Origin of the sequence: Streptomyces sp. NPDC059092, assembly GCF_042756365.1 — a bacterium.
Lineage (GTDB): Bacteria > Actinomycetota > Actinomycetes > Streptomycetales > Streptomycetaceae > Streptomyces.
In genome coordinates this window covers 52,861-78,799 of the sequence record NZ_JBHZEJ010000028.1, presented here as the reverse complement: position 1 = coordinate 78,799, position 25,939 = coordinate 52,861, and the positions used below count along the sequence as shown (strand labels likewise).

Here is a 25,939-nt window from a genome sequence, read left to right as displayed (position 1 = left end):
TACCATCGTGGGCGCTTTGCAGGCTTCCCTCCGGTGATCATTCTCCCGCGTGCGATTCCGGACGCGGGATTGGTCGCCGCCGGCGCGGGGACAGGTGCCGGGAGGGCGCGGAAAGCGGTCGCGGGGGCGTATTCGTGAGGAGTGTGTGCGGTTTTGCCCCCTTCGTGTGTGCAACGGGCTGAAGCGGTACCCGGTTCCGGGATGGCCGGATCGGAACGCGTGACCCCGGTCACTTTGCTCGGACAAAGCGGACACAATCTTTGTGCACGCGTTCACAAAGACATAGCCTGCATTCGACGGGGCGGTCCTGGGACATACGGCCGCCTGCAGCCCAGCTCATCCCGTTGGAGCACCGTGGCAACTGGCCGAACTCACCGACCGGCGACCCGTAGCCGAGGAATCCCCGAGGCCACCGTCGCCAGGCTCCCGCTGTATCTGCGGGCGCTGACCGCTCTCTCCGAGCGCTCCGTACCCACGGTCTCCTCCGAGGAGCTCGCCACCGCCGCCGGGGTCAATTCCGCGAAGCTGCGCAAGGACTTCTCGTATCTCGGCTCCTACGGGACCCGCGGTGTGGGCTACGACGTCGAGTACCTCGTCTATCAGATCTCGCGCGAGCTGGGCCTGACCCAGGACTGGCCGGTCGTGATCGTCGGTATCGGTAACCTCGGCGCCGCGCTCGCCAACTACGGAGGGTTCGCCTCCCGTGGCTTCCGGGTCGCCGCGCTGATCGACGCCGACCCCGCCATGGCGGGCAGGCCCGTCGCCGGGATCCCCGTCCAGCACACGGACGAGCTGGAGACGATCATCAGCGACAACGGCGTCTCGATCGGGGTCATCGCGACCCCCGCGGGCGCCGCCCAGCAGGTCTGTGAGCGGCTGGTCGCCGCCGGGGTCACCTCGATCCTCAACTTCGCGCCGACCGTGCTGTCCGTGCCCGAGGGCGTGGACGTCCGCAAGGTCGACCTCTCCATCGAACTCCAGATCCTCGCCTTCCACGAGCAGCGCAAGGCCGGTGAGGGCGCCGCCGCCGAGGCCGCCCTCGCGGCGGTGACGCCCGCCGAGCGCGAGTCCACCGCAGGCGTGGCGGAGACCTCGACGGCCGACACCACCCCCTCCGGCCGGAAGGGACCCGACGGGGACGTCCCCGCGGTGATGCCGGCATGAGCCTCCTGGTCGTCGGACTGAGTCACCGCAGCGCTCCGGTGAGCGTCCTCGAACACGCCTCGCTCTCCGCGGACGCGCAGGTCAAGCTGTTGCAGGACACGCTCGCCGCGGAACCGGCGACCGAGGCCACCGTCCTCGCCACCTGCAACCGCATCGAGCTGTACGCCGACGTCGACAAGTTCCACGCCGGGGTCGCCGAGCTGTCCACCCTCCTCGCCCAGCACAGCGGCGTCGGGCTGGACGAGCTGACCCCCTATCTCTACGTGCACTACGAGGACCGCGCCGTCCACCACCTCTTCTCGGTGGCCTGCGGCCTGGACTCGATGGTCGTCGGCGAGGGCCAGATCCTCGGCCAGATCAAGGACGCGTTGGCGCTCGGCCAGGAGCTGCACACCGCGGGCCGCCTCCTCAACGACCTGTTCCAGCAGGCCCTGCGGGTCGGCAAGCGGGCCCACAGCGAGACCGGGATCGACCGGGCCGGACAGTCGCTCGTCACCTTCGGTCTCGAACAGCTCGCCACCGGCGCCGACGTGGACGCCTGGGCCAGGGGCAAGCGCGCGCTGGTGATCGGCGCGGGCTCCATGTCCTCGCTGGCCGCCGCGACCCTCGCCCGCGCCGGGGTCGCCGAGATCGTCGTCGCCAACCGTACGGCCGCCCGCGCCGAGCGGCTCGTGCAGCTCCTCGACCAGTACAGGCCGACCGCGCCCGGCGGGCGGGGCTTCGCCGCCCGCGCCGTGGAGATGAGCGCCGTCCCCGGCGAGCTGGCCCGCGCCGATGTCGTCGTCTCCTGTACGGGCGCCACCGGCCTCGTCCTGACGGCCGACGCCGTCGAGGACGCGCTGCGGACCCGCGGCCGCCCGGCGCCGCTCGCCCTCCTCGACCTCGCCATGCCCCGCGACATAGACGCCGGGGCGCACCGCCTCGACGGCGTACGGCTGGTCGACATCGAGACGCTGGCCGAGGCGTCCGCCGACGCTCCCATGGCCGCCGATGTCGACCGGGTCCGCACCATCGTCTCCGACGAGGTGGCGGCCTTCGGCGCCGCCCAGCGCGCCGCCCACATCACCCCGACCGTGGTCGCGCTGCGCGCCATGGCGGCCGACGTGGTGAACAGCGAGGTCGCCCGCCTCGAAAGCAGGCTTCCCGGCCTCGACGAGAAACAGCGCGCCGAGGTCACCAGGACCGTGCGCCGCGTTGTCGACAAACTCCTGCACGCGCCCACCGTGCGGGTCAAGCAGCTCGCCAGCGAGCCCGGCGGCGCCGGGTACGCGGACGCGCTGCGCGAACTCTTCGACCTCGACCCGCAGACGGTCGCCGCCGTCAGCCGGGCCGACCTGAATGACACCGACGGTGTAGGCAGAGGGCGAGTATGACCGAGAAGGCACTGAGGCCCCAGACGGCCTCACGGCCCGAGGAGCCATTGAGGCCCGACAAGGCCCTGAGGCTGGGCACGAGGCGCAGCAAGCTCGCCATGGCGCAGTCCCGCCAGGTGGCGGAGGCGGTGCACCGGCTCACCGGGCGCCCCGTCGAACTGGTCGAGATCACCACGTACGGCGACACCTCGCGCGAGCACCTGGCGCAGATCGGCGGCACGGGCGTCTTCGTCACCGCGCTGCGTGACGCGCTGCTGCGTGGCGAGGTCGACTTCGCCGTGCACTCCCTCAAGGATCTGCCGACGGCGCAGCCCGCCGAGCTGACCCTGGCGGCCGTGCCGCGCCGCGAGGACCCCAGGGACGCGCTGATCGCGCGGGACGGGCTGCTCTTCAAGGGGCTGCCCGACGGGGCCCGCGTCGGTACGGGGTCGCCGCGCCGCACCGCGCAGCTCAACGCGTACGCGCGCAGTCACGGGCTGACCATAGAGACTGTGCCGATCCGGGGAAACATAGACACCCGGATCGGCTTTGTCCGCAGCGGGGAGCTCGACGCCGTCGTGCTCGCCGCCGCCGGACTCCATCGCATCGGCAGGTCGGACGAAGTCACCGACCTCCTGCCGGTCGACACCGTTTTGCCGGCCCCCGGCCAGGGGGCCCTCGCAGTGGAGTGCGCCGCGGTCAACGTGGACCTCGCCGCTGTGCTCGCCGAGCTCGACGACCCGTACACCCGGGTCGCCGTGACCGCCGAGCGTTCCCTGCTCGCCGCCCTGGAGGCCGGCTGCAGCGCACCTGTGGGTGCGCTGGCCGACCTGCTGGCCGACGGACAGGTTGTCAACGAAATGCGCCTGCGCGGCGTCGTCGGCACGACCGACGGCTCGACGCTGGTGCAGCAGTCCATCACCGGTCCCGTACCCACGTCGCTCGACGACGCCCTCGCGCTCGGGCGCGAACTCGCGTCGGGGATGCTCGCCAAGGGTGCGGCCGGTCTTATGGGGGAGCGAGCACATTGAGCCCCACCACCTCTGACCTTCCGGCCTGCTCCGCATCGGGGCACGTCACCTTCCTAGGTGCCGGACCCGGAGATCCGGGTCTGCTGACACTCCGCGCCGTCGAGGCGCTCGCGGGGGCGGACGTACTGATCGCCGAGCCTGATGTGCTCGACGTCGTACGGAGCCATGCGAGGGCGGGTGTAAGCACCCCCGCGCTGACGGTTGTTGACGATGCGTCAGCAGTCGCCGGGATCCCCGCGATCCGGGATGCGGCCAATATTGTCATGGAGGCCGCGCGGGGCGGCAGGCGGGTGGTCCGTGCGGTCGCGGGCGATCCCGGGCTCGACGGCGACGCGGGCACGGAGATGCTCGCCTGCGCCACCGCGGGCATTCCCTTCGAGGTCGTCCCCGGCATCGCCGCCGCGGTCGGTGTGCCGGCGTACGCCGGGGTACCGCTGCGCGACGCCCAGGGCACCGATGTACGCATGGTGGACGCGAGGACCGCCAGTGAGCGCTGCTGGAGCGAGGTCGGCGCCAGCGACGGCACGGTCGTCCTCTCCACCACCCTGGAGTCGGTGGCCGCCGCCGCCGGTGAGCTGGTCGCGGCCGGCCGCAAGCCGGACACCCCGCTGACCGTCACCGTCGCCGGTACGACCACGCGCCAGCGGACGTGGAACGCGACGCTCGGGACCATCGCGCAGATCCTGAAGCAGGCGAAGGTGCTGCCCTCCCCGGAGGGGCACCGGCCGGTCATAGCCGTGGTCGGTGAGCGCAGCGCCGCGGCACAGCGCGACCAGCTCGCGTGGTTCGAGTCCAAGCCGCTGTTCGGCTGGAAGGTCCTCGTCCCGCGCACGAAGGAGCAGGCCGCCTCGCTCTCCGACCAGCTCAGGTCGTACGGTGCGGTCCCGCACGAGGTCCCGACCATCGCGGTCGAGCCGCCCCGTACGCCCCAGCAGATGGAGCGCGCGGTCAAGGGCCTGGTCACGGGACGCTACGAGTGGATCGCGTTCACCTCGGTCAACGCGGTCAAGGCCGTACGGGAGAAGTTCGAGGAGTACGGGCTCGACGCCCGTGCCTTCGCCGGGATCAAGGTCGCCGCGGTGGGCGAGCAGACCGCCGCGTCGCTCGTCGACTTCGGCGTGAAGCCCGACCTCGTACCGTCCGGTGAGCAGTCCGCCGCCGGGCTGCTGGAGGACTGGCCGCCGTACGACCCGGTCTTCGACCCGATCGACCGGGTGTTCCTGCCGCGCGCCGACATCGCCACGGAGACGCTGGTGGCGGGGCTGATCGAGCTGGGCTGGGAGGTCGACGACGTCACGGCGTACCGCACCGTGCGCGCCTCGCCGCCGCCGGCCGAGACCCGCGAGGCGATCAAGGGCGGCGGTTTCGACGCCGTGCTGTTCACCTCGTCCTCGACCGTCCGGAACCTGGTCGGTATCGCGGGCAAGCCGCACAACGTGACGGTGATCGCGTGCATCGGCCCGGCGACGGCGAAGACCGCCGAGGAGCACGGGCTGCGCGTCGACGTCCTGTCGCCGGAGCCGTCGGTGCACAGGCTGGCGGAGGCGCTGGCCGCGTTCGGCACGCAGCGCCGGGAGGCGGCCAAGGAGGCCGGCGAAACGGTCACCCGGCCGAGCGAGCGGCGTCCGGGCAGCAGGAGACGGCGTACGACGACCTGAGGTCGCACGGACAACGGGGCGCGGTCCGGTCGCTGAGGCGGCCGGGCCGCGCCGTGCGTGGTGGGCGCCTCTCCGGGCCCCGGGGTTTCCGGTCCCGGTGTCGGTAAGGGCACGGGGCGCCCGGGGCTATCGTCGAAGGTGGCCCCGCCCGCGCAGAACGCGCCCGTAAGGACACCCAAGAGGGGCAAGAGGCGACTGACGATGAGTGTGTACGGATCCTTCCCCGGTTCGCGGCCCCGCCGGCTGCGCGTGAACCCGGTGATGCGCCGGATGGTCGCGGAGACCCGGGTGCACCCGGCGGACCTGATCCTCCCCGCGTTCGTACGCGAGGGGATCAGCGAGCCCGTGGCGATCTCCTCGATGCCCGGCGTGGTCCAGCACACGCTGGACACCCTGCGGAAGGCCGCGGTCGACGCGGTCTCGGCCGGGGTCTCCGGGATCATGCTCTTCGGCGTCCCGGAAGAGGCCAAGAAGGACCCGACGGGGTCGGCCGGCACGGACCCCGACGGGATCCTCCAGGCCGGGATCCGCGCCGTGAAGGCCGAGGTGGGCGACGACCTGATCGTCATGTCCGACCTGTGCCTCGACGAGTTCACGGACCACGGCCACTGCGGGGTGCTGGACGACGAGGGCCGGGTCGACAACGACGCGACCCTGGAGCGGTACGCGGAGATGGCCCAGGTCCAGGCCGACGCGGGCACCCATGTGGTCGGCCCCAGCGGCATGATGGACGGCCAGATCGGCGTGATCCGTGACGCGCTCGACACGATCGGCAAGGAGGACGTGTCGGTCCTCGCCTACACGGCGAAGTACTCGTCGGCGTTCTACGGCCCGTTCCGCGAGGCCGTCGGTTCGTCCCTGAAGGGCGACCGCAAGACGTACCAGCAGGACCCGGCCAACGTCCGTGAGTCCCTGCGCGAGCTGGCGCTCGACCTCGAAGAGGGCGCCGACATGGTGATGGTCAAGCCGGCCCTGCCCTACCTGGACATCCTCGCGCGGATCGCGGACGAGACGGACGTGCCGGTCGCCGCGTACCAGATCTCCGGCGAGTACGCGATGGTCGAGGCGGCGGCGGAGAAGGGCTGGATCGACCGGGACGCGGCGATCCTGGAGACCCTGACGGGGATCAAGCGCGCGGGCGCGTCCATGATCCTCACGTACTGGGCGACGGAGGCCGCGCGCCGGCTCTGAGCCCGCTCGGCCGTTCCGGCCTCGGGGCGGGGCCGGTTGTCGGTGGCTGCTGATAGAACGTCAGGTGTCCGAGCAGCCCGACCGAGCCCCGGGAGCCTCACCTTGTCGCACGTCCAGCACGTCCGGGAGTTCCACGGGCTCCCCGCGTTCACCGTCCCGCCGTTCGCCCACCCGGCGGAGCTGCCCGCCCCGGCCGCCGTCGCCTGGCGCTTCCAGTGCGGGCCCTACGTGGCCGACGAGGACTACGACGTCTGCTGGGAGCGCTTCACCGGGAATGTCGAGCTGGAGAAGGTGCGGGCGGTCATCTTCGGCTTCCCGTGGTACGACGCCGAGAGCGGTGGAGCGGAGCGCTACCTGACCGAGCTGAGCTCTCGGTTCACCTCGCTGGAGGCGGTCTTCCTCGGTGACGTGGAGGACGACGAGGTGATGATCTCCATGATCGGCCAGAGCGATCTCGCGCCCTTCCTGGAGGCGTTCCCCGGGCTGCGGGAGCTGGTGGTACGCGGTGGGGACGGCCTGGACTTCCCCGTGACGGGCCACCCGGGGCTGCGCGTGCTGCGTGTCGAGTCGGGCGGCCTGCCCCGGCAGGCGGCGGCGCACATAGCCGCCGCCGAACTGCCCGAGCTGGAGCGCCTGGAGCTGTGGCTCGGCGACGAAGGGTACGGAGGCGGCACGGTCGTCGAGGATCTGGCCCCGCTGTTCGCGGGGGTGGGCAAGCCGAAGCTGCGCCACCTGGGCGTGCAGAACAGCCCCTTCCAGGACGAGATCGCCGCCGCGTTCGCCTCGGCGCCTGTTGTGGAGCAGTTGGCCTCGCTGAGTCTGTCGATGGGCATGCTCTCCGACGAGGGCGCGGAGGCGCTGCTGCACGGACAGCCGCTGACCCACCTCGAACTGCTCGATCTCTCGCACCACTTCCTCGGCCGGGACATGATGCTGCGGCTCTGGACGACGCTGGAGCCGGCGGGGGTCCGGGTGCACCTTCGCGGGCGGAACGACGAGGACGAGGACCTTCGCGAATACGGGGAAGAGAGCGGTCGCTACATCGCGGTGGCCGAATGAGCACCGTACGCGCGACCGTTCCCGCCCCCCCCTCGAAAGGCGTCACGATGAGGTACAGGTACGAGCCCGCGTTCGAGGATCCGGACGACAACCGGATCACCAGCCTCCGCGCGGCCGGAGCGTCCCCCTGGCTGACGGCCGACGGTACGGTGCCGTACGGACACGTCCTGTACGCGGCGGCCGGGGTGGGGTGGAGCGCGGACGCCGTGGTGGCACGGTTGACCGCGCTGGGGTTCACCGACATCGAGCGCCCCGAGGGGCCGCTGCCCCGGACGGTCGGCCGCGAGGACGCCCTGCTGGCCAACGCCGGCGGCAGGACCGACAACCACCTCGTCTGGATCGGCGTCGGCACGCCCGTGACGCTGCGGCACATCGTCGACGCGGCCGGGCGGGTGGGCCGGAGCCCCGCCGACGTGGAGCGCACGCTGCTCTCCTTCGGCTACCAGATCGCGGGCACCGGCGAGCGCCCGCTGCCCGAGACCCCCGACCCCCGGGACCTCCTGCTGATCCGTACGAATGCCCGAGGCGACGGGGAGTGGCTGGAGCGGGGCGCGGAGGTGGGGGCGAGGCATGTGATCGCCGCGGCCCGTGAATTGAGGTGCAGCCCGCACACCGCGGCCGAGCGCCTGGTCGAGCTGGGCTTCCGGCTGCCGTACACCCTGGGACCGGAGGACGAGCGGATCATCGGGGACGGGCGCGGGGCAGTCGGGCAGATCCTCTCCGTCGCCCGGGAGCTGGGGCGCACTCCGGCGGAGATCGTCGTCCGCCTGGCGGAGTTGGGGCACGACGCCCCCGAGGGCGTTCCGGACACGCCTGAGGCGGACGACCTCGTCATCCTCAGCGAACACCTCGACGGCCGGAGCCCCTGGCTGCCCACGAACCGCGTCGTCGGCGTCCAGCCGCGACACGTCCTGCGCGCGGCCCTGGCCACCGGGCGGAGCCCCGCGCACATCGCCGGGCGGCTGGCCGCGCTGGGCCACCGGCTGCCCGAGCACGCGAGGCTGCCGGAGGTCGCGGACGAGGCGGACGTCCGCTTGCTGAAATCGCTCGACCCCGACCGCTCGCTCCTGGACGACGTCCTCCTGGAGAACGTCCTGTGCAGTGCGAGCCTGACGGGCCGCACCCCGGCGGACGTCGCGGCGCGGCTGACGGAATTCGGCTACCGGCTGCCCGACGAGGTGGAGTACCCGGAGATACGGGGTTCGGCGGCGGTACGGGGTCCGGCCGCCGCCTGACCGGGGCCACCGGCCGACGACCACCTATAGTGGATGGCTGCGAAGGGGAGTAGCCCCGCGATACCGGTCGTCGACACACTGGAGCCCTCGGGTTCCCGGTGGCCGGGCCCGCCTCCGGTGAGGATGCGGGTGGGCGAGACCTTCGGCCCATTTGTCGACGACATCGAGTGCGCGTCGGCGGGGTCGAAGCTGCCGCCGCCCCCTCGCGCTGGTCGTCTCGGAGCCCCGCCGGTGCGGGAAATCCGGACGGTACCCGTGATCCATTTCGTACTGCTCATCGCCTGTGCGGTGGCGATCTATCTCTCCTGCGAGTGGTTCGTCAACGCGGTCGAGTGGCTGGGCGAACGCCTGAACGTCGGGAAGATGGCGGTCGGCACGATCCTGGCCGCCTTCGGCACCGCTCTGCCCGAGTCCGTCGTCACCCTGGTCGCGGTGACCACCGGGACCACCGAGGAAGCCAAGGACATCGGCGTCGGAGCCGCGATGGGCGGCCCGCTCGCGCTGGCCACCGTCGCGTACGGCGTCACCGGAGCGATGCTCATCCTCAAGCGCCGCAAGGACCGTGCCGCAGCCCTGGCCGGCGCCGGTGCCGGCTCCGGCGCGGGGGAGCCGCCCCCTTCGGGTGGTGAGGCCCTGGGCGACGCGAAGGACATGAAGCGCCTGGCCAGGGACCAGAAGTGGTTCCTCCCGATCTTCGTCGTGAAGGTCGCGCTCGGCCTGGTCGCCTTCGCGTTCAAGCCCGCCCTCGGCGTGCTGTTCTTCGCCGCCTACGCGGTCTACTTCTTCCGGGAGATCCGCAGCAGCCGCGCCGCCGAGGACACCGACGACGAGGAAGAGGAACTGGAGCCGCTGAAGCTCCAGCCCAAGGCCGCCACCCCGGCGACCTGGGCCGTGGTCGCCCAGACCCTGGCCACCCTCGTGGTGATCTTCTTCGCCGCGCACTTCTTCGTGAAGCAGCTCGACGTCATCGGCCCGATGCTGGGCCTGTCCGCGACGGTCACCGCCCTGCTGCTGTCCCCGATCGCCACCGAACTCCCGGAGATCATGAACGCCGTGATCTGGGTGCGGCAGGGCAAGACCAGGCTGGCGCTCGCCAACATCTCCGGCGCCATGATGATCCAGGCCACCGTGCCCAGCGGCATCGGCCTGATCTTCACCCGCTGGCACTTCGACGGCGCCCTGCTCTGGTCCGGGATCATCACCATGGCCGCGATCGTCTACCTCCTGCTGACCATGCGCGCCCACAAACTCACCCCGGCCCGCCTCGCGGTCGCGGGCCTGTTCTATGTGGTCTTCGCCGCCGGACTCGTCCCCATCCTGTCCTGACCCCGAGGTGCCCCGACCGACAGGCCGGTGACCCGTGCCCGGAGCCACCGGGCGCCGGTCACCGCACCCCACCGCCCGCGCCCGCCCCGTACCGCCAGACGTCCCGCACCAGGGCGGGCGGGGTCGGCCCGGTCATCGCCACCTGGCTGAGGAGGATCGTCACCACGCCCGTGGACGGGATGAGGTGCGCGGCGGTCCCCGTGCCGCCGACCCAGCCGTACCGGCCGGGTACGTTCCAGGGCGAGGACTGCACCACGTCCACCGAACCGCCGAAGCCCCACCCCTGCCCCTCCCTGAACAGCCCGCTCGCCTCGCGCTGCGCCGGGGTGAGGTGGTCGGTGGTCATCTGAGCGACCGACTCGGGCGTCAGCAGCGTACGGCCGCCCGCGCGACCCCCGGCGAGCACCATCCGGGCGAAGGCGTGCAGGTCGTCGGCGGTCGACACCAGCCCGCCCGCGCCGGACGGGAACGGCGACGGGCTGCTCCACTGCCCGTCCGGGGAGTCGACCAGGTCGAGACCGCTGCCGGGACCGCTGCCCGGACTGCCGCTGGGGCCGCTCTCACCGTCCCGCTTGTAGAAGCTGGTGAAACGGTCGAGTTTCGCCGCGGGTACGAGGAATCCCGTGTCCGCCATGGCGAGCGGTTCGAACACCCGCTCCGCCAGGAATTCCGGCAGCGGCCGGTCCGCGACCCGGGCGATCAGCACCCCCTGGATGTCGGAACAGGTGTTGTAGAGCCACGCCTCGCCCGGCTGGTGCAGCAGCGGGATCCGGGACAGCCGCTCCATCCACATGTCGGGCGCCACCATGTGCTGCGGCTCCGGCGATCCCTGGTTCAGCTCCTCGAAGAGGGGCTTGACGGCGGGGAGCGAGACGTCGGAGGGGAAGCCGTACCCGGCGCGGAAGGTGAGCAGGTCGAAGACGGTGATCGGCGCGGTCGCCGGAACCACGTCGTCCACCGGGCTCCCCGGCGTACGGACCACACGCGGCGCGGCCAGCTCCGGCAGCCACCGGGCGACCGGTTCGTGCAGCCCGATCCGCCCGTCCTCGACCAGCATCATGAGGGCGGCGGCGGTGATGGGCTTGGTGAGCGAGGCGATACGGAAGATCGAATCCCGCGCCATCGGAGCGCCCCCGGCCGTATCGACCGAACCCACCGCCGCCACTTCCGGTTCCCGCCCGTCCCCGTGCGCCACGAGGCCCACCGCTCCGGGGACGGATCCGCTGTTGACATGGGCGTCGAGGACATCGCTCAGGCTGGTGTCGTTCATGCGGTCCACCTTCTCCAGGGTGCGGTGAGAAGAAGGACCTCCGACACGGCCCGAAATCATCGGATCGGGAGAGACCGGGAAATCAGGGGGATCCCAGGGCCGCCGCGACCACCGCGTCCGGGTTGTCCCGGTATACGGAGTGCCCGGCACCCACCACCACCGACCAGTCGAAACCGGGACGGGCACGCCCGATACGGCGCCCTTGCTTGGCGGTGAACACCGGCCCCCGGTCCGGATCGGCGGCGAGCACCGTGACGCGGTGCGGATACTCGGCCAACGCCTGCTCGTACGACCACGGAGCGTTGCCCCGCAGCACCGTCTCGACCACGTACGGCGTCGTCCGGCGCGCGGCCTGCGCCTTCAGATACGCGTCCTCGGGGTGCCAGTGCGGGTTCTCCCTGAGCATCTCCTCGGGGTCGGCGTTCCTCACCTCGTCGGAGACCGAACGGACGAAGCCGTCGGTCTCCCCCTCCCGCACGGTGATGACGGGGTCGAGCAGCAGCAGCCGGTCCGCCCAGCCGTGGTCCGCGCTCGCGGCGCCGGTGGCGACGAGACCTCCGAGCGAATGCCCGATGACGAGATCCCACGCGGCGGGTCCGCCGGGCGGCCGGAGGGCCAGTACGTCGGCCACGAACCCGCCGATGTCGTAACGCCGGGTCCGTGGCGCGAGCCCGTGCCCCCGGAGGTCAGGGGCGGTGACCGACCAGCCCGCGCGGGCCAGTTCGTCCGCCACGTACCACCAGCAGGCCGCCGCCGACGTCAGACCGTGGAGCAACAGGACGCGCCGGGGCGCGTCCTGCCGCCCCCAGTGCAGGACAGGCAGTTGTACGGGAGTGTGATCCATCGCGCCATCGAAGCACGGCGCGGCTCGGTACGGGGCTCAGGCTGTGGTGGGCTTCACTTCCCCGGACAGCGGCAGCCCGAGCCGCGCCACGGCCTGGGCGACCAGGCGGGACATCTGAGTGGCGCCGTACTGCTGGAAGTGGGTGTCGTCGGAGACGCCGTTCGGGAAGTTGGGGTACTGCCCCGGGCTGAGCCACAGGAAGACGTTCTTGGACGCCTCGATCCCGACGCCGTTCAGGTAGGTACGGCTGAGCGCCGACAGATCGACCAGCGGCGCCTTCTCCTCGGCGGCGACGGCCTTGGCGGCGTCCACATACTGGGGGAACGAGACGTTGAACTGCCCGGTCGACGCGTTGTACGACCGCCGGGACACCGGAGTCACGATCACCGGGGTCGCTCCTCGGGCGCGGGTGGCCCGGATGTAGTCGTTGCGCAGGTATTCCTTGTAGTCGGCGGGCGAGGTGTAGCGCTCGGCGTTGCTCACGGTCGCGTCGTTGTGGCCGAACTGTACGAAGAGGTAGTCGCCCGCCTTGATCACCTGGTGGATCGCGGCGAGCCGCCCCTGCTCGATGAACGAACGCGAACTGCGCCCGCCGATGGCCCGGTTGGCGACGGTGATGTTGGACGAGAAGAACGCGGGAAGCGTCTGGCCCCAGCCGGCCTGCGGGTAGTAGCCGGAGTTGTACGTCTGCGCGGTGGAGTCACTGGCGATGTAGAGGGTGCCGGTGGCCGCGCTTCTCGCCGACGCGGTGCCGGGCAGCCCGAGCACGGTGGCGGCTCCGGCCCCGAGCGCGGCGGTGGTGCCGAGGAGGAAGCGCCTGCGGTCGGCGGAGCAGGGGTGGGAGCGGGGGGTGGTGGGGGACATCCGGGACTCCTGACGGGGGGTGGGGTGGTGCCGTCGTCAGTCGGATGTCGCCGCCGGGCGCGGAAAGGTTGGCGGGCGCGGAAAGGTTGGTGGTGGCGGGAGGGGGCGATCGCCCGGACCCGTCCTCGTCAGTCGAAGTCGTAGGAGATGAAGGTGAGACAGACGACCGTCCCGTCCTCCTCCACCGCCTCGTAGCCGTTCCGTTCCTCCCCTTCGACCGGGAAGAACAGGGCGTTGCCACCACGATCCGGATCGGTGACGATCTCGGCAAAGTTGATCCGGCGGCCCGCGTCGTCCGCGGCCGCGATGATCCGCTTGGCCTCGCGGAGATCGGCCTCGGCGTCCCGGCCGCTGACGTGCGCCGGGTCGAACTGATCGCTGCACAGGAGGGCGTATCCGTCCAGCGGCGCCGGTTCGTAGCCGTTGTACCCGTCGCCCCAGCGAGCCGCGACGATCCGGTCGGGCTCCGCCAGCGGCAGGACGACCATACCGACCCGGGCCACCTTCGGTTCGTCGTCCTCCTGGGACCAGTAGAAGCCCGCGTACACCGGAACCCTGCTGGGCCCGGGGAGCAGCTTGCTGTGAACCCAGCGCCCCTGGGTCGCCATCCCGAACCAGGTGACCTCCTCCGCCACCTCCAACTCCCCGACGCACACGAACCATTCGGGCCGCACCATGCCTATGTCGCCGTCCCGGTTGACGTGATCCGCCCACCGCCACAACAGGGCGTCCATGGCGGCTGCGGGCGTGGCAGGAGCGGGCGAACTCTTGGCTGCTGTCATGGCTCACAGCATGTCAGGAGGGTGTGACAGTCCTCAGTTGGCCGCGTACGGGGTGAAGACGGCCCAGGCGGCGGGGGCGAGGGTGAGGATCGGGCCCGTGGGGTTCTTGGAGTCGCGGATGTGGATGGCATGGGGGCAGGGGGCGACCTCGACGCAGGCGTCCTCGAAATCGCCGCTGTGGCTGGACTTGCGCCAGTCGTAGGCGACTTCGAGGCAGGCGCCGCCCTGTTCAGTGCTGTAGCTCGACTTGAACCATTCAAGCATCATGATCACTGCTCTCCCAGGAGACGGTCCAGCAGGTCCCTGGAATCCTCGGGGGTAAGGGCCTGCGACCGCAGCATCGCATATTTGCTGAACATGATGGACACCCTGTCGGGGTCGGAGATCCAGTGGCTTCCCTGCTGGGATTCGCTGTAGGCGAGTTGCTGATGGTCGGGCGTCTCCAGTAGGTAGAAGGGGCCACTGATCCCGGCGTGCGCCGTCCGGTCTAGCGGCAGTAACTGGATTGTCAATCCGGGTAGCTCGCAGCACTCGCGCAGGTATTTCATTTGGTCGATGTAGATTTTTTGGCCGCCGAGAGGGAAGCGGAGCGCTGGCTCCCAGATGATGAAGCTGACCGTCGGCGGAACTTTGCGGTGCAGGATTCCCTGACGCTCTATACGCGCGGCGGTCTTGGTTTCGACCTCGTCCGAGTGGAACGCAGGAACGCTGGTGCGAAAGACCGCACGTGCATAGGGATCGGTCTGGAGCAGGCCGGGTACCACTTGGTTCTCGAACGAGGACAGGGCAATGGCCTCACGCTCGTGGTCGAGGTACTGCTCCGCCCACAGCGGGAACCGGTCAACGTCCGGCAAGTTCTAGAGCCCCACTGACAACGCACCCTTGGTATCGAGTACTTGGTCAAGTGTCGCTGCAAGGTCTGGCTTGAGCAGCCGTCTTCCTCTCTCGATCGAACCGATGGTCTCCTCATCAAGGATGACGACCTCGGCGAGCGACTTCTGGGTGTGCCCCGCTGCCCGGCGGAACGCAGCCACTTGGGCACCCAGCATCTTCATCACTGACGCGTTCTTCCCATGGGAACGGCTCCTGGCGTTCATGTCATTCAACTCTCCACAAAGACCGGTACATGATCCTCGTGGACCGGTACCAACGGTTGGTACCGGTCCACGCACTGTCCCAGCGTAGTCACACTCTGCGATGGTCGGTTCGTGAATGAAACAACTCGCCATTGTGTGATGAGGGAGCGGTTCTTCCGCCGCGACCGCCGGTCCGTCCCCGCTGCCAGGAAGTTCGCCCACGAGACCCTGGTCGACTGGGCCTTGACCGAGGGATTCCGCTGCGAGGACGTATTGCTCTGCGTGAGCGAACTTTCAACCAACGCCCTGCTGCACGGCGTTCCGCCCGGCCGGGGGTTCCGGCTCTTCCTGCGGTACGACGGTGACGTACTCCGTGCCGAGGTGCATGACAGCGGGCCCGGTGTGCCCGGGATCGTGGACGCGGGGGACGGGGAAGGCGGGCGCGGGCTGCTGCTTGTGGCGGCGCTCGCGGACCGCTGGGGGGTGAGTGACCGGAAGCCCGGGAAGGCCGTGTGGTGCGAGTTCGCCGTACGGCGGGAAGCGGTCCGCGAAGCGGCCGACGGCGCGCTGCCTTCCGCGCTGCGGGAACGCGCTGAGAACTGGGGCGCCTTGCTCCCTGCGGACTGAGCACCCGGATCCCCCCTCGACCGCCCTGCAGGGGCATGCTGTCCAGTGGCAAGTTGGGCGCCGGAGGGCCGCCCCCTCCCGCCACAACGCACCCCGGGCCCACCCCGACAGGCCACCGCCCGAACCCGCACCCTGAAAACAAGCAGTGACCAGCGGGGCATGAATCCCAGCGCACGGACGGTCGGCAGACGCTTGACGAAGCGCGCCACCACCCCACTCCACGACCGCGTGCCCCGCAGGGCGAACCCACCCGCCGGCCTGGAACCGACCGGAAGCACAAAGCTCCCCCCGCTACCCACAGACAGAGCACCCGATCACCCCATGACCATCGTGCCGGGTGGGTCGTTGCTGTGGTTGCCGGGGTGAATCCGGTGTGGACCACGCTGGCAAGGCGGTCGTGCGGTTGCGGTGGCATCGGGTTCTGGTCGGCGGGTCGAGTGGTGTGCTGGTGGCCGGACTCGGCCTCATGTGTCTGCTGAAGGGTGTTGCGGAGGCGGCCAACGCCGCCACCGTGCTCGGTTCCGCCGGCGTGGTCGCGTTGTTGGTGGAGTGGGCCCGCCGACGGAGCCGGACGCACAGCACTTCGGACCAGGTGGACGAGGCGGCGAGGGCCCTGGCGCGGCTGGTCGGCCGGCAGTGGGAGGAGGAGGCCGTGCTACGGCAGCTCTTCGACCCGGCGCCTCTTCCGGTGACCTGGTCCGACTGCTCGGAGGCCGGTGTCGCCGACCACCGGGAACTGGTGGGCGCGCCCATCTCCTGGTGTGCGGACGAACCGGAGTCCCTGGCAGGGGACTTCCGGGGGCTGCGGCGCCGACGGCTCGTGGCGGTCGGCCCTGCGGGCTCGGGCAAGAGCACGTTCGCGGTGCTGCTGACGCTCGGGTTGCTGCGCTCCCCCGAGGAGGGCGACCCCGTTCCGGTGCTGCTCTCTCTCGCCTCCTTCGATCCCGGCAGGGAGGCCCCGGCGGAGTGGCTCCGGCGCAGGATCACCTCGGACTATCCCGCGCTGGCCGATGGAGAGGTGTACGGGCCGAGCGTCGTGCGGGACCTGCTGGCCGACGGCCGGATCCTGCCCGTACTGGACGGCCTGGACGAGCTGCCCGCCTCCGGCCACGGAGCGGTGGTCGCCGCCCTGAACCGTGCCTATCCGGCGGGCGCGCCGCTGGTGCTGACGTGCCGTACCGAGAGTTACGTCGACGCCGTCGCCGAGACGGGGGTGCTGGCGGGCGCCGCCGTGGTCGCTCCCGCGCCGGTGTGCCCCGCCGACGCGGTCGCCCTGCTGCGGCTGGCCGCGCCGCCCGGTCGTGGCCAGGAGAGCTGGACGGTCCTCGCCGATGGCCTGGCCCGTGACCCCGGTGGCCCGGCGGCCCGAGCGCTGGCCAGCCCGCTGATGGTGGCCCTGGTCCGCTCCGTCTACGCGGACGCGGCTCCCGGCTCCCGCGCCGACCCGGCGAAGCTCACCGACCTCAGCCGCTTCCCCACGGCCGCCGCCATCGAACAACACCTCCTGGACCGGTTCGTCCCCACCGTCTACGGGCGCGCGAGCAGTACCGAGCCCGGTGCCCGCCGCTGGGACCCGGAGCGAGCCCGCCGCCATCTCGGCCACCTCGCCCGGTGTCTGAACCAGCAGCCCACCCCCGACCTGGCCTGGTGGCGGCTGTACGACGCCGTACCGGCACTGGCCGCGACCTGGAGCCGCGCACTCCTGTGGAGCCTGCCGGCCGCGCTGTCGGGCGCCCTGCGGGTCCCGCGGGCCTCGGCCGCGGAGCTCAGCGACGGGCTGACGGACAACAAGCTGCTGCTCGCCCTGGAGTTCGGCTCGATCTTCGCCATCACCTTCTTCGTCATGCAGTGCGTTGCGGCGGCGCTGCCGGGCCGGGACACCGTCGCGGCCTGGGTCACCGCCCTGTGCGGGACGCTGACCACTTCCGTGGTGATTTTCGCCTGGTACGTAACGGTGGGTCAGGGGGGATTCGCCGTCGCGGCCCGCACTTCACTGCTCGACACCTTCGGCGGGACCTTCGCGTTCTTCGTCGTCCTGCTCATCACCGGTCCTCCGGTGCCGCCGCGATCACCCAGCCGAGCCGCCTTCAACGTCCGCCACTGGCGCCGTCGGCTTCCCGGTGCCGTCGCCCGCGCTGTCGGCGTGGCACTCCTCTTCGTCCCCGTACTCCACATCTACTGGCTGGCGGAAGGCCGGAACCCTCCCTCGGCCGCCGTCGTGGGCGTGAGTCTTCTGATCGGCCTGTCCGTCGGTACGGGACTGGCCGCCCTTCAGTGGACCAGGAGCGCGGTGACCGTCCAGGACATCGCCTCGCCGCGGTCGTCGATCCGGGACGACCGGCGGGTCGCGCTGGCGCAGGGCGTCTATGTCGCCCTGGTGACGAGCGTCCTCGCCGCCGCAGTGAACGTCCTGTACGCCGCGTCCGAGCCCCCCGGCTTCGCCACGGTCCTGGGGGAGGCCACGCGACCGCGTTACGTCTCCCTCGGTCTGTTCGGAGCGACCCTGGCCCTGGCCGCCTCCGCGTGGCCGCACTACCTCACGGCCAGGCTCGTGCTCGCCGCCCGTGGCGGTCTGCCGTGGCGGCTCCAGGCGTTCCTCGCCGATGCCCGCCGCCTCGGAGTGCTCCGTCAGGTCGGTCCGGTCCACCAGTTCCGCCACGCCCGCATCCAGCACCACCTCGCCGGTGTTCCCGATCTCCCACGTCCACGTTCACGTCCGCGCCCGGAACCGTCGCGCCCGGAATCGTCCGACTCCGTCCCGGCACCGACGGACCCCTGCGCACCGTGAACGGTGAGCCGTTGAACCGCCCGGCGGGTGGTTCAACGGCCCGGCCGTTCACCCGGCCGGCGCATACAGCCGCCCGGTGCGGCGCCGGCGGGCGCAGGGTGGGGCCGTGGAGCCACGCGGGTTCGACCGGGTCAAGGTGGTGGCGGCTCTCTGTCTGCCGGGCCTCCTCCTCGTGACGTGCGACGTCCCCGACCGTGACCGGTCGGCCCCCTCGTCCCGCCGTGAGGCGCGGGCCCGGCCCGCGGGGGCGCCGAGGCCGTCCGTGGTGGAGCGGCGGGTGTGGCGGGCGGACGAGACGGCCGTACGGGAGAAACCGCTGTACACCGGTCCCGTACGAGCCGTGTTCGTCCACCACACGCTGCACTCGAACAACTACGACTGCGGGACGGACGTGCCCGCCATGCTGCTGTCGATGGAGCGGCACCACATCAACGGCATGGGGTGGGACGACCTCGGCTACAACTTCGTCGTGGACCGCTGCGGAACGATCTACGAGGGGCGTGCGGGCGGCGTCGACCGGGCGGTCAAGGGGGCGCACACGAAGGGCTTCAACGAGCGCAGCGTCGGCATCGCCCGTACCGCGTACGGACCGGTGAGCCGGCCCGCTGCCACCAGGCGTACGCGGCCTCCACCTCGCTCCAGAGCGCGCGGGGGCCGTGCTGCTGGAGGGGATGGGCGTCCACGCCGGGGACGTGGACGACGCTCGCCCAGGAGCCGGTGGAGTGGTCGGCCGGCCGGAGCGTGAACTCGGCCGGGGAGGAACCGCGTTCGATCGACCCGGACGAAGGCGTCATGCCGCGCGGACGTGGGAAGCCCCGCCCCGGGTCGACCGGGTCGACCGGGTCGGCGCCGTCGGAGAGCCGGAGCCGGAGCCGGAGCCGGAGCCAGAGCCGGAACTGGAACTGGAGCCAGAGCCGGAACTGGAGCCTGGGAGCGTGGTGTCTCCCAGGCGTTCCTTCCTCCCGCCGGTTCCGTCAGCCTTCCGCGTTCACCGGGGCTTCCCCGTCCTACAGGCGCTCGGGCGCCTTGATGCCCAGCAGCGCCAGCCCCTGCTTCAGTGTGCGGGCCGTGATGTCGCAGAGGAGGAGGCGGTTCTCGACCAGCTCGCGCGGGTTGTCGTCGCTCAGGACGTGGCACTGGTCGTAGAACGTCGTGAACAGCGACGAGAGCTGGTACAGGTACGCGGCCAGCTTGTGCGGTTCGTACGACGACGCCACCTCCGCCAGGACCTCGCCGAACTGGTCCACGTGCAGCCCGAGCGCGCGCTCCGCCGGGGCCAGGGACAGCTCCGGGTGGGCCAGGGGGGACGTGTCGCCCGCCTTGCGGAGGATGGAGCGGATGCGGGCGTGCGCGTACTGGATGTAGACGGACGTGTCGCCGTTCAGCGAGACCATCTGGTCCAGGTCGAACTTGTAGTCCCGGGCCGCCGACGTCGACAGGTCGGCGTACTTCACCGCGCCGATCCCGACCTGCTTGCCGTTCGTGACGATCTCGTCCTCGGAAAGGCCGATCTTCTCGGACTTCTCCCGGACGACCGCCGTCGCCCGCTCGACCGCCTCGCCCAGCAGGTCCACCAGCCGTACCGTCTCGCCCTCACGGGTCTTGAACGGCTTGCCGTCCTTGCCCAGGACCGTACCGAAGGCGAGCTGGACGGCCTTGACCTCGTCGTTCAGCCAGCCGGCCCGGCGGGCCGTCTCGAAGACCATCTTGAAGTGCAGCGACTGGCGTGCGTCCACCACGTACAGCAGGCTCGTCGCGTCCAGGTTCCCCACCCGGTCGCGGATCGCGGAGAGGTCGGTGGCCGCGTAGCCGTAGCCGCCGTTCGTCTTCTTGACGATCAGGGGGACCTGGTTGCCGTCCGGGCCCTTCACGTCGTCGAAGAAGACGCACAGGGCGCCCTCGGAGCGGACCGCCACCCCTGATTCCTCAAGGATGCGGCAGGTCTCCTCCAGCATGTCGTTGTAGCCGGACTCGCCGACGATGTCGGGGTCCCGGATCTCCATGTCGAGCTGGTCGAAGACGGAGTAGAAGTAGATCTTCGACTCGTCGACGAAGCGCTGCCAGAGGGCCAGCGTCTCCTTGTCCCCGGCCTGGAGGTCCACCACCCGGTCCCGGGAGCGCGCCTTGAACTCCTCGTCGGAGTCGAAGAGCGCCCGCGACGCCTTGTAGAGGCGGTTCAGGTTGGACATCGCCGTCTCGCCGTCGATGTCGACGGCCTCGTCCCGCGCGGGCGTGTTGTGGTCCAGCTCGTGCGGGTGCTCGATCAGGTACTGGATGAGCATGCCGAACTGGGTGCCCCAGTCGCCGATGTGGTGGCGCCGGACCACCCGCTCGCCGGTGAACTCCAGGATCTCGACCATCGCCGCGCCGATCACCGCCGACCGCAGATGCCCGACGTGCATCTCCTTCGCCACGTTCGGCTGCGCGTAGTCGACCACCGTCGTGCCGGTCTCCTCCGCGAACGGGACGCCGAGCCGGTCGTCCGCCGCGCGGGCCGCCAGGGTCTCGATGATCGCCCGGTCCGCGACGGTGATGTTGAGGAAGCCGGGGCCCGAGACCTCGACCTCCTCGATCAGGCCGGGCGCCGTGAGCGCCGAGACGACCTGGGTCGCCAGCTCCCGGGGGTTGCCCTTGAGCTTCTTCGCCAGCGCCAGGATGCCGTTGGCCTGGTAGTCGGCCCGGTCGCTTCGGCGCAGCAACGGATCGGCGGAACCGGCCTCCGGCAGGGCAGCCGAGAGAGCGTCCGCGATGCGCTGATCGACGGTCGAGGCGAGGGAAGTGACCGGGGCCATGGGCTGGGTGCCGTTCCTGTCGGGGGAGGGTGTGCTGCGGAGGATGCGAGTTCCGCGAGTTCCGCTGGTTCCGCTGGTTCCGCGAGAAAGTTCCTCCCAGTATCCCATGGGGGAACAAGCCATTTTCGCTCTGTCGGTGGTACCTGGGAGAATGGCGGACGCCAGGTTTTTGGCCGACGCCGGGTTCGCCGGGCGTACGAGATCGTTCGAGCGTACGAGGAAAGAAGAAGGACGTGCCGATCGTGGCTCAGAGCACCGAGACCGACTGGGTCTCCCGTTTCGCGGACGAGGTCATCGCCGAGGCGGAGCGACGTGCGCCCGGCGCGAAACCTGTCGTCGTCGTCGCGTCCGGTCTCTCCCCCTCGGGCCCGATCCATCTGGGGAACCTCCGTGAGGTCATGACCCCGCACCTCGTCGCGGACGAGATCCGCCGTCGGGGGTACGAGGTCAGGCACCTGATCTCCTGGGACGACTACGACCGCTACCGCAAGGTCCCGGCGGGCGTTCCCGGTACGGACGCCTCCTGGGCCGAGCACATCGGCAAGCCCCTGACCTCGGTGCCCGCCCCCGCCGGGTCGGCGTACCCGAACTGGGCCGAGCACTTCAAGGCCGCGATGACCGAGTCGCTGGACGAGCTGGGCGTCGCGTACGAGGGGATCAGCCAGACCGAGCAGTACACCTCCGGGGCGTACCGCGAGCAGATCCTGCACGCGATGAGGCACCGCGGGGACATCGACGCGATCCTCGACCGGTACCGGACCAAGGACAAGGCGAAGACGCCGGCCGGAGGCCAGAAGCAGGGCCAGAAGCAGGGCCAGAAGAAGGCCGAGGAGGCCGAGCTGGAGGCCGTGGAGGGCTCCGGCGCCGCCGCCGAGGACGACGGAGGCGGCGGCTCGGCCGGTTACTTCCCGTACAAGCCCTACTGCGGCGGCTGCGGCAAGGACCTGACGACCGTCACCGCGTACGACGACGCGACGACGGAGCTGACGTACACCTGCGCGGAGTGCGGCTTCTCCGAGACGGTCGCGCTGAGCGAGTTCAACCGCGGCAAGCTGGTCTGGAAGGTCGACTGGCCGATGCGCTGGGCGTACGAGGGCGTGATCTTCGAGCCGTCCGGTGTGGACCACTCCTCGCCCGGGTCCTCGTTCGTCGTCGGCGGGCAGATCGTGCGCGAGATCTTCGACGGGGTGCAGCCGATCGGCCCGATGTACGCCTTCGTCGGCATCTCCGGGATGGCGAAGATGTCGTCCAGCAAGGGCGGCGTGCCCACCCCGGCCGACGCGCTGAAGATCATGGAGGCGCCGCTGCTGCGCTGGCTGTACGCGCGCCGCCGGCCGAACCAGTCGTTCAAGATCGCCTTCGACCAGGAGATCCAGCGGCTGTACGACGAGTGGGACGCCCTGGAGCGCAAGGTCGCCGACGGCTCCGTCCTGCCGGCCGACGCCGCCGCGTACACCCGGGCGGCGACCACGGCCGCCGGCGAGCTGCCGCGTACGCCGCGCCCGCTGCCGTACCGGACCCTCGCCTCGGTCGTGGACATCACGGCCGGCGCCGAGGAGCAGACCCTGCGCATCCTCAGCGAGCTGGACCCGGAGCGCCCGCTGTCCACGCTGGCGGAGGCGCGCCCCCGCCTCGACCGCGCGGAGAACTGGATCACGAGCCAGGTACCGGCCGAGGCGCGCACGATCGTGCGCGCCGAGCCCGACGGGGAGCTGCTGGGCTCGCTGGACGACGAGGGGCGCGAGTCGCTGCGGCGACTGCTCGAAGGGCTGGACAGCCACTGGTCGCTGGACGGGCTGACGACGCTCGTCTACGGCGTGCCGAAGATGATGGCGGGCCTGGAGCCGGACGCCAAGCCCACGCCCGAGCTGAAGGTCGCGCAGCGGTCGTTCTTCGCGCTGCTGTACCGGCTGCTGGTGAGCCGGGAGACCGGGCCGCGGCTGCCCACGCTGCTGCTGGCGGTGGGGGCGGACCGGGTACGGAAGCTGCTCGGCGCCTGAGGGGTGCGGGTGGGGGGAGCTTCCCCCACCCGCCTTCGCCCGGGGGCGGTCAGGCGATGTACTCGTTGTTGTCCAGCTCCGACTGGTAGCGGGAGCCGAAGTCCTTGAGATGGGGCTTGAGCGAGTTCTCGCTCAGCGGGTTGCCGCCGCGTCCCGTGATGCCGTACAGGTCCATCAGGTAGATGCCGAACTGACGGGCGTTGGGGAAGCCGCCGTTCTCGTTGACGTACTTGCGGAAGGCGCTGAAGTACGCCTCCTCACGGGTGATGTCGTCGGGCAGACCGGAGACGGGCTGGTCCTCGGCCGCCTCCTCCGGGCGGGCCTGGCCCTGGTCCTGAGGCTGGTTCTCGGCGTACTGCGACGGTGACGCCTGGCCCGGAATGCCGCCCAGGGGGCGGCGGTTGCGGCCGGGCGTGGGGGCGGGGCCGCCGTCGGGGGCGCCTTCGGGGCCGGAGGGGACCATCACCGGGGTGGGCTCAAGGCCCTCGACGTACGTGGGGTTGTACGCGCCCTCGTACGCACCCTCGGGCACCTGCGGCGCGGCGAACCAGGGGCTCACCTGGGTGGGCTGGGGGGTTTGCTGCGGCTGCGGCTGGCTCTGTTGGGCCGGCTGAGGCTGCTGTGGGATGTGCTGCTGAGGCTGTGGGGCCTGCTGCTGTGTCTGGGGCTGCGGGACCTGCTGTTGGGGCTGTTGGGGCTGCTTCTGGAGGCGCGCGGGTTCGGCGGGCGGTATCTCCCGCTGCTGCTGGGGCTGTTGAGGCGGCTGTTGCGACTGCTCCTGCCCCTGCGTCTGTCCCTGCTCGCGCGCCTGTCCCTGCTCGTGGCCCTGTCCCTGGCTCGGCCCCGCGGGTATCTCGGCCTTGGCCTGCGGGAGTTCGGCCAGCGCGGGCGTCGGCGCGGGCTCAGGGGTGGGCGCGGGCGGCAGCAGCACCGGTTCGATGCCGGCCGCGGCCAGCCCCGAGGGGGCCGTGTCGGCGAGCGGTACGCCGTACTTCGCGAGCCGCAGCGGCATCAGCGCCTCGATGGGCGCCTTGCGCTTCCAGTTGCGGCCGAACCGGGCCTGGAGGCGCGACTGGTAGATGAGCCGGTCCTGTTCGAGCTTGATGACCTGCTCGTACGACCGCAGCTCCCACAGCTTCATCCGCCGCCACAGCATGAACGTGGGGACGGGCGAGAGCAGCCAGCGCGTCAGCCGTACGCCCTCCATGTGCTTGTCGGCGGTGATGTCCGCGATCCGGCCCACCGCGTGGCGCGCCGCCTCGACCGAGACGATGAAGAGGAGCGGGATGACCGCGTGCATCCCGACGCCGAGCGGGTCGGGCCAGGCCGCCGCGCCGTTGAAGGCGATGGTGGCGATCGTCAGCAGCCAGGCCGACTGGCGCAGCAGCGGGAAGGGGATCCGCATCCAGGTCAGGAGCAGGTCGAGCGCGAGCAGGACACAGATGCCCGCGTCGATGCCGATCGGGAAGACCAGTGAGAAACTCCCGAAGCCCTTGAGCTCGGCGAGTTCGCGTACGGCGGCGTAGGAGCCCGCGAAACCGATCGCGGCGATGATCACCGCACCCGTGACCACGACCCCGATGAGTATCCGGTGCGTACGTGTCAGCTCCATCGCGGCCACCCGCGATCCCCTCCCGTTTTCGGCATCAGGTACGTGACGTCCTGACGTCATCCGGCGGGCACAGCCTGGCACATGTGTGCGGATGGCGTGGCGCGGGGAGCCGTGAGCGGCCCTCCGGAGAGGGCCGCGTTCCGGGCGAAGGGGAGGAAAAGGGTCGGTCCGTGACCGGGATCGCGTTTACTCGGTCTTTGCCTTGGCGTCGGAGTCCACGGGCGCGCCGGACGACTCCGGCTCGCCGGGCGACTTGCTCGGCGAGGAGTCGGCGCCGCCGGAGCTGTCGGCCCCCGCGGAGCCGCCGGAGCCGCCGGAACCGCTGGAGACGGCCGCCACGGCCTCCTTCGCGGCGCTCAGCGCGTCCTTCGACAGCTCGGCGGCGCCGGGGGCCTTGGCGCCCGCGTAGCCCGTGCCGTTGTAGGTGAGGGTGATGACGACGTTCTCCGTACGGGCCACGACGGTGGCGTACGAGAAGTCGGCGTCGGACTTCTTGAGCGTGTACGTGATTGTGCTCGCCTCGTTACCGATGCCGGTCCCGGGAGCCGTCTTGACGTCCTTGGCCGTCTCGGTGCCCTGGGCGCCCGCGAGTTCCTTCGTGTAGTACTCGCCGGCCCGCTTGGCGCCGCTGCCGAGCGTCACGTCGGAGTCGTACCGCATGAGGGAGACGTCGAGCCACCGGTACTGGGACCCCTTGACGCCCTTGTCGTCCAGGCCGTTCCAGGAGCAGCTCCCGCGCGTGGCGATATCGCTGGACTTGCCTTCCGTACCGCCCTTGACCTTGGCCTTCGGGACCATCGAGTCGACCGTCCTGCCGCTGACCGTCTTGCACGCGTCGGGCAGCCCGCTGAACTTCGCGGGCGCGACGGTGGGGGACGGGGCGCGGGTGGGGGTGGTGGAGCTGTCCGCGTCGCTCTTGCCGTCGGAGTCGGACGAGCACCCGGCGACGGCGAGCATCACCGGAACGGCTGCGCAGGCGAGTATGCGGGTGAGTCGCGAGGCTGATCGGTGCATGGTTCCTTCAGGGTTCCTTGAGGCGGTCGCGTGCGGTCTCGGTCGGTCGAGTGCGGTCTCTCGGGCGGTCTCGGGCGGTCTCGTCGGGCGGGTCTCGTCGGGCGGGCGGTCCCCGTCCCGCGGGTCCCGTCGGTCCGTCGTGCGCGTACGCCCCGGAAGGCGCGTACGCCACGCAGGTCCGATCGGCCACGGTAACCGGCGAGCCCGCCGCGCGGGGCCCGGAGCCCGACTCCGGCACCGGGCGGCGGAGTCCC

The 25,939-nt window shown here is 71.0% G+C and carries 20 protein-coding genes and 1 pseudogene; 12 read left to right on the top strand and 9 right to left on the bottom strand.

The annotated features are described in order from the left end of the window. Positions 1 to 354 precede the first annotated feature (354 nt). From ACFXPL_RS18485 to ACFXPL_RS18450, 8 genes are all read left to right on the top strand, one after another. Positions 355 to 1,164: a redox-sensing transcriptional repressor Rex gene (locus tag ACFXPL_RS18485; protein ID WP_384920036.1), complete on the top strand. Its 810-nt coding sequence runs from the start codon at positions 355 to 357 to the stop codon at positions 1,162 to 1,164. After that, the gene (locus ACFXPL_RS18480; RefSeq protein ID WP_384920033.1) at positions 1,161 to 2,537 is read left to right on the top strand and encodes a glutamyl-tRNA reductase; all 1,377 of its coding nucleotides are present in this window, start codon (positions 1,161 to 1,163) and stop codon (positions 2,535 to 2,537) included. The genes ACFXPL_RS18485 and ACFXPL_RS18480 overlap by 4 nt, the downstream gene beginning before the upstream one ends. Next, positions 2,534 to 3,547, top strand: a complete 1,014-nt coding sequence (gene hemC / locus ACFXPL_RS18475; RefSeq protein WP_384920030.1) for a hydroxymethylbilane synthase — start codon at positions 2,534 to 2,536, stop codon at positions 3,545 to 3,547. Before ACFXPL_RS18480 ends, hemC begins: the two co-directional genes overlap by 4 nt. Beyond that, on the top strand, positions 3,544 to 5,205 hold the full coding sequence (locus ACFXPL_RS18470) for a uroporphyrinogen-III synthase (protein ID WP_384920026.1): 1,662 nt from the start codon (positions 3,544 to 3,546) through the stop codon (positions 5,203 to 5,205). The genes hemC and ACFXPL_RS18470 overlap by 4 nt, the downstream gene beginning before the upstream one ends. A 201-nt stretch (positions 5,206 to 5,406) precedes the next feature. Further along, positions 5,407 to 6,396, top strand: a complete 990-nt coding sequence (gene hemB / locus ACFXPL_RS18465) for a porphobilinogen synthase (RefSeq protein ID WP_384920022.1) — start codon at positions 5,407 to 5,409, stop codon at positions 6,394 to 6,396. Positions 6,397 to 6,498: 102 nt separating this feature from the next. Continuing rightward, the gene (locus tag ACFXPL_RS18460; protein WP_384920019.1) at positions 6,499 to 7,455 is read left to right on the top strand and encodes an STM4015 family protein; all 957 of its coding nucleotides are present in this window, start codon (positions 6,499 to 6,501) and stop codon (positions 7,453 to 7,455) included. 47 nt (positions 7,456 to 7,502) lie between these two features. Then, positions 7,503 to 8,690 carry a hypothetical protein gene (locus tag ACFXPL_RS18455; RefSeq protein WP_384920016.1) on the top strand — a complete coding sequence of 396 codons (1,188 nt, stop codon included), beginning with the start codon at positions 7,503 to 7,505 and terminating at the stop codon, positions 8,688 to 8,690. Between the two features lie 255 nt (positions 8,691 to 8,945). Continuing rightward, a complete protein-coding gene (locus tag ACFXPL_RS18450) occupies positions 8,946 to 10,016 on the top strand; it encodes a sodium:calcium antiporter (RefSeq protein ID WP_384920014.1) in 1,071 nt (356 codons plus the stop codon). Between the two features lie 58 nt (positions 10,017 to 10,074). On the opposite strand, the gene ACFXPL_RS18445 is transcribed toward ACFXPL_RS18450, so the two are convergent. From ACFXPL_RS18445 to ACFXPL_RS18420, 6 genes and pseudogenes are all read right to left on the bottom strand, one after another. Beyond that, the gene (locus ACFXPL_RS18445) at positions 10,075 to 11,286 is read right to left on the bottom strand and encodes a serine hydrolase domain-containing protein (RefSeq protein ID WP_384920011.1); all 1,212 of its coding nucleotides are present in this window, start codon (positions 11,284 to 11,286) and stop codon (positions 10,075 to 10,077) included. 82 nt (positions 11,287 to 11,368) lie between these two features. Continuing rightward, positions 11,369 to 12,130, bottom strand: a complete 762-nt coding sequence (locus ACFXPL_RS18440; RefSeq protein ID WP_384920008.1) for an alpha/beta fold hydrolase — start codon at positions 12,128 to 12,130, stop codon at positions 11,369 to 11,371. Between the two features lie 36 nt (positions 12,131 to 12,166). After that, complete coding sequence (locus ACFXPL_RS18435) at positions 12,167 to 12,994, bottom strand: rhamnogalacturonan acetylesterase (RefSeq protein WP_384920005.1); 828 nt, start codon at positions 12,992 to 12,994, stop codon at positions 12,167 to 12,169. A 128-nt stretch (positions 12,995 to 13,122) separates the two neighbouring features. Continuing rightward, positions 13,123 to 13,776: a hypothetical protein gene (locus ACFXPL_RS18430; protein WP_384920003.1), complete on the bottom strand. Its 654-nt coding sequence runs from the start codon at positions 13,774 to 13,776 to the stop codon at positions 13,123 to 13,125. Positions 13,777 to 13,809: 33 nt separating this feature from the next. Further along, positions 13,810 to 14,043 carry a DUF397 domain-containing protein gene (locus ACFXPL_RS18425; RefSeq protein ID WP_384920000.1) on the bottom strand — a complete coding sequence of 78 codons (234 nt, stop codon included), beginning with the start codon at positions 14,041 to 14,043 and terminating at the stop codon, positions 13,810 to 13,812. 2 nt (positions 14,044 to 14,045) lie between these two features. Further along, positions 14,046 to 14,873: pseudogene (locus tag ACFXPL_RS18420) on the bottom strand (Scr1 family TA system antitoxin-like transcriptional regulator). Positions 14,874 to 14,984: 111 nt separating this feature from the next. Between ACFXPL_RS18420 and ACFXPL_RS18415 the strand changes: the two are divergent. The 3 genes from ACFXPL_RS18415 to ACFXPL_RS18405 all read left to right on the top strand — a co-directional run bounded on the left by ACFXPL_RS18415 (position 14,985) and on the right by ACFXPL_RS18405 (position 19,012). Further along, entirely contained in the window at positions 14,985 to 15,479 is a 495-nt protein-coding gene (locus tag ACFXPL_RS18415) for an ATP-binding protein (RefSeq protein WP_384919997.1), read from the top strand. Positions 15,480 to 15,852: 373 nt separating this feature from the next. Then, positions 15,853 to 18,267: an NACHT domain-containing protein gene (locus ACFXPL_RS18410; protein WP_384919994.1), complete on the top strand. Its 2,415-nt coding sequence runs from the start codon at positions 15,853 to 15,855 to the stop codon at positions 18,265 to 18,267. A gap of 106 nt (positions 18,268 to 18,373) precedes the next feature. Next, complete coding sequence (locus ACFXPL_RS18405) at positions 18,374 to 19,012, top strand: N-acetylmuramoyl-L-alanine amidase (protein WP_384919991.1); 639 nt, start codon at positions 18,374 to 18,376, stop codon at positions 19,010 to 19,012. A gap of 262 nt (positions 19,013 to 19,274) precedes the next feature. On the opposite strand, the gene argS is transcribed toward ACFXPL_RS18405, so the two are convergent. Beyond that, positions 19,275 to 21,059, bottom strand: a complete 1,785-nt coding sequence (gene argS / locus ACFXPL_RS18400; RefSeq protein ID WP_384919988.1) for an arginine--tRNA ligase — start codon at positions 21,057 to 21,059, stop codon at positions 19,275 to 19,277. 233 nt (positions 21,060 to 21,292) lie between these two features. Between argS and lysS the strand changes: the two genes are divergently transcribed. Continuing rightward, positions 21,293 to 23,059 carry a lysine--tRNA ligase gene (gene lysS, locus ACFXPL_RS18395; RefSeq protein ID WP_384919985.1) on the top strand — a complete coding sequence of 589 codons (1,767 nt, stop codon included), beginning with the start codon at positions 21,293 to 21,295 and terminating at the stop codon, positions 23,057 to 23,059. A gap of 49 nt (positions 23,060 to 23,108) precedes the next feature. Here the strand turns inward: lysS and ACFXPL_RS18390 are convergent, their stop codons facing one another. Next, positions 23,109 to 24,680, bottom strand: coding sequence for a DUF2637 domain-containing protein (locus tag ACFXPL_RS18390; protein WP_384919982.1), 1,572 nt, complete (start codon positions 24,678 to 24,680; stop codon positions 23,109 to 23,111). 177 nt (positions 24,681 to 24,857) lie between these two features. Beyond that, positions 24,858 to 25,685: a DUF3558 domain-containing protein gene (locus tag ACFXPL_RS18385; RefSeq protein WP_384919979.1), complete on the bottom strand. Its 828-nt coding sequence runs from the start codon at positions 25,683 to 25,685 to the stop codon at positions 24,858 to 24,860. Between the last annotated feature and the right edge of the window lie 254 nt (positions 25,686 to 25,939).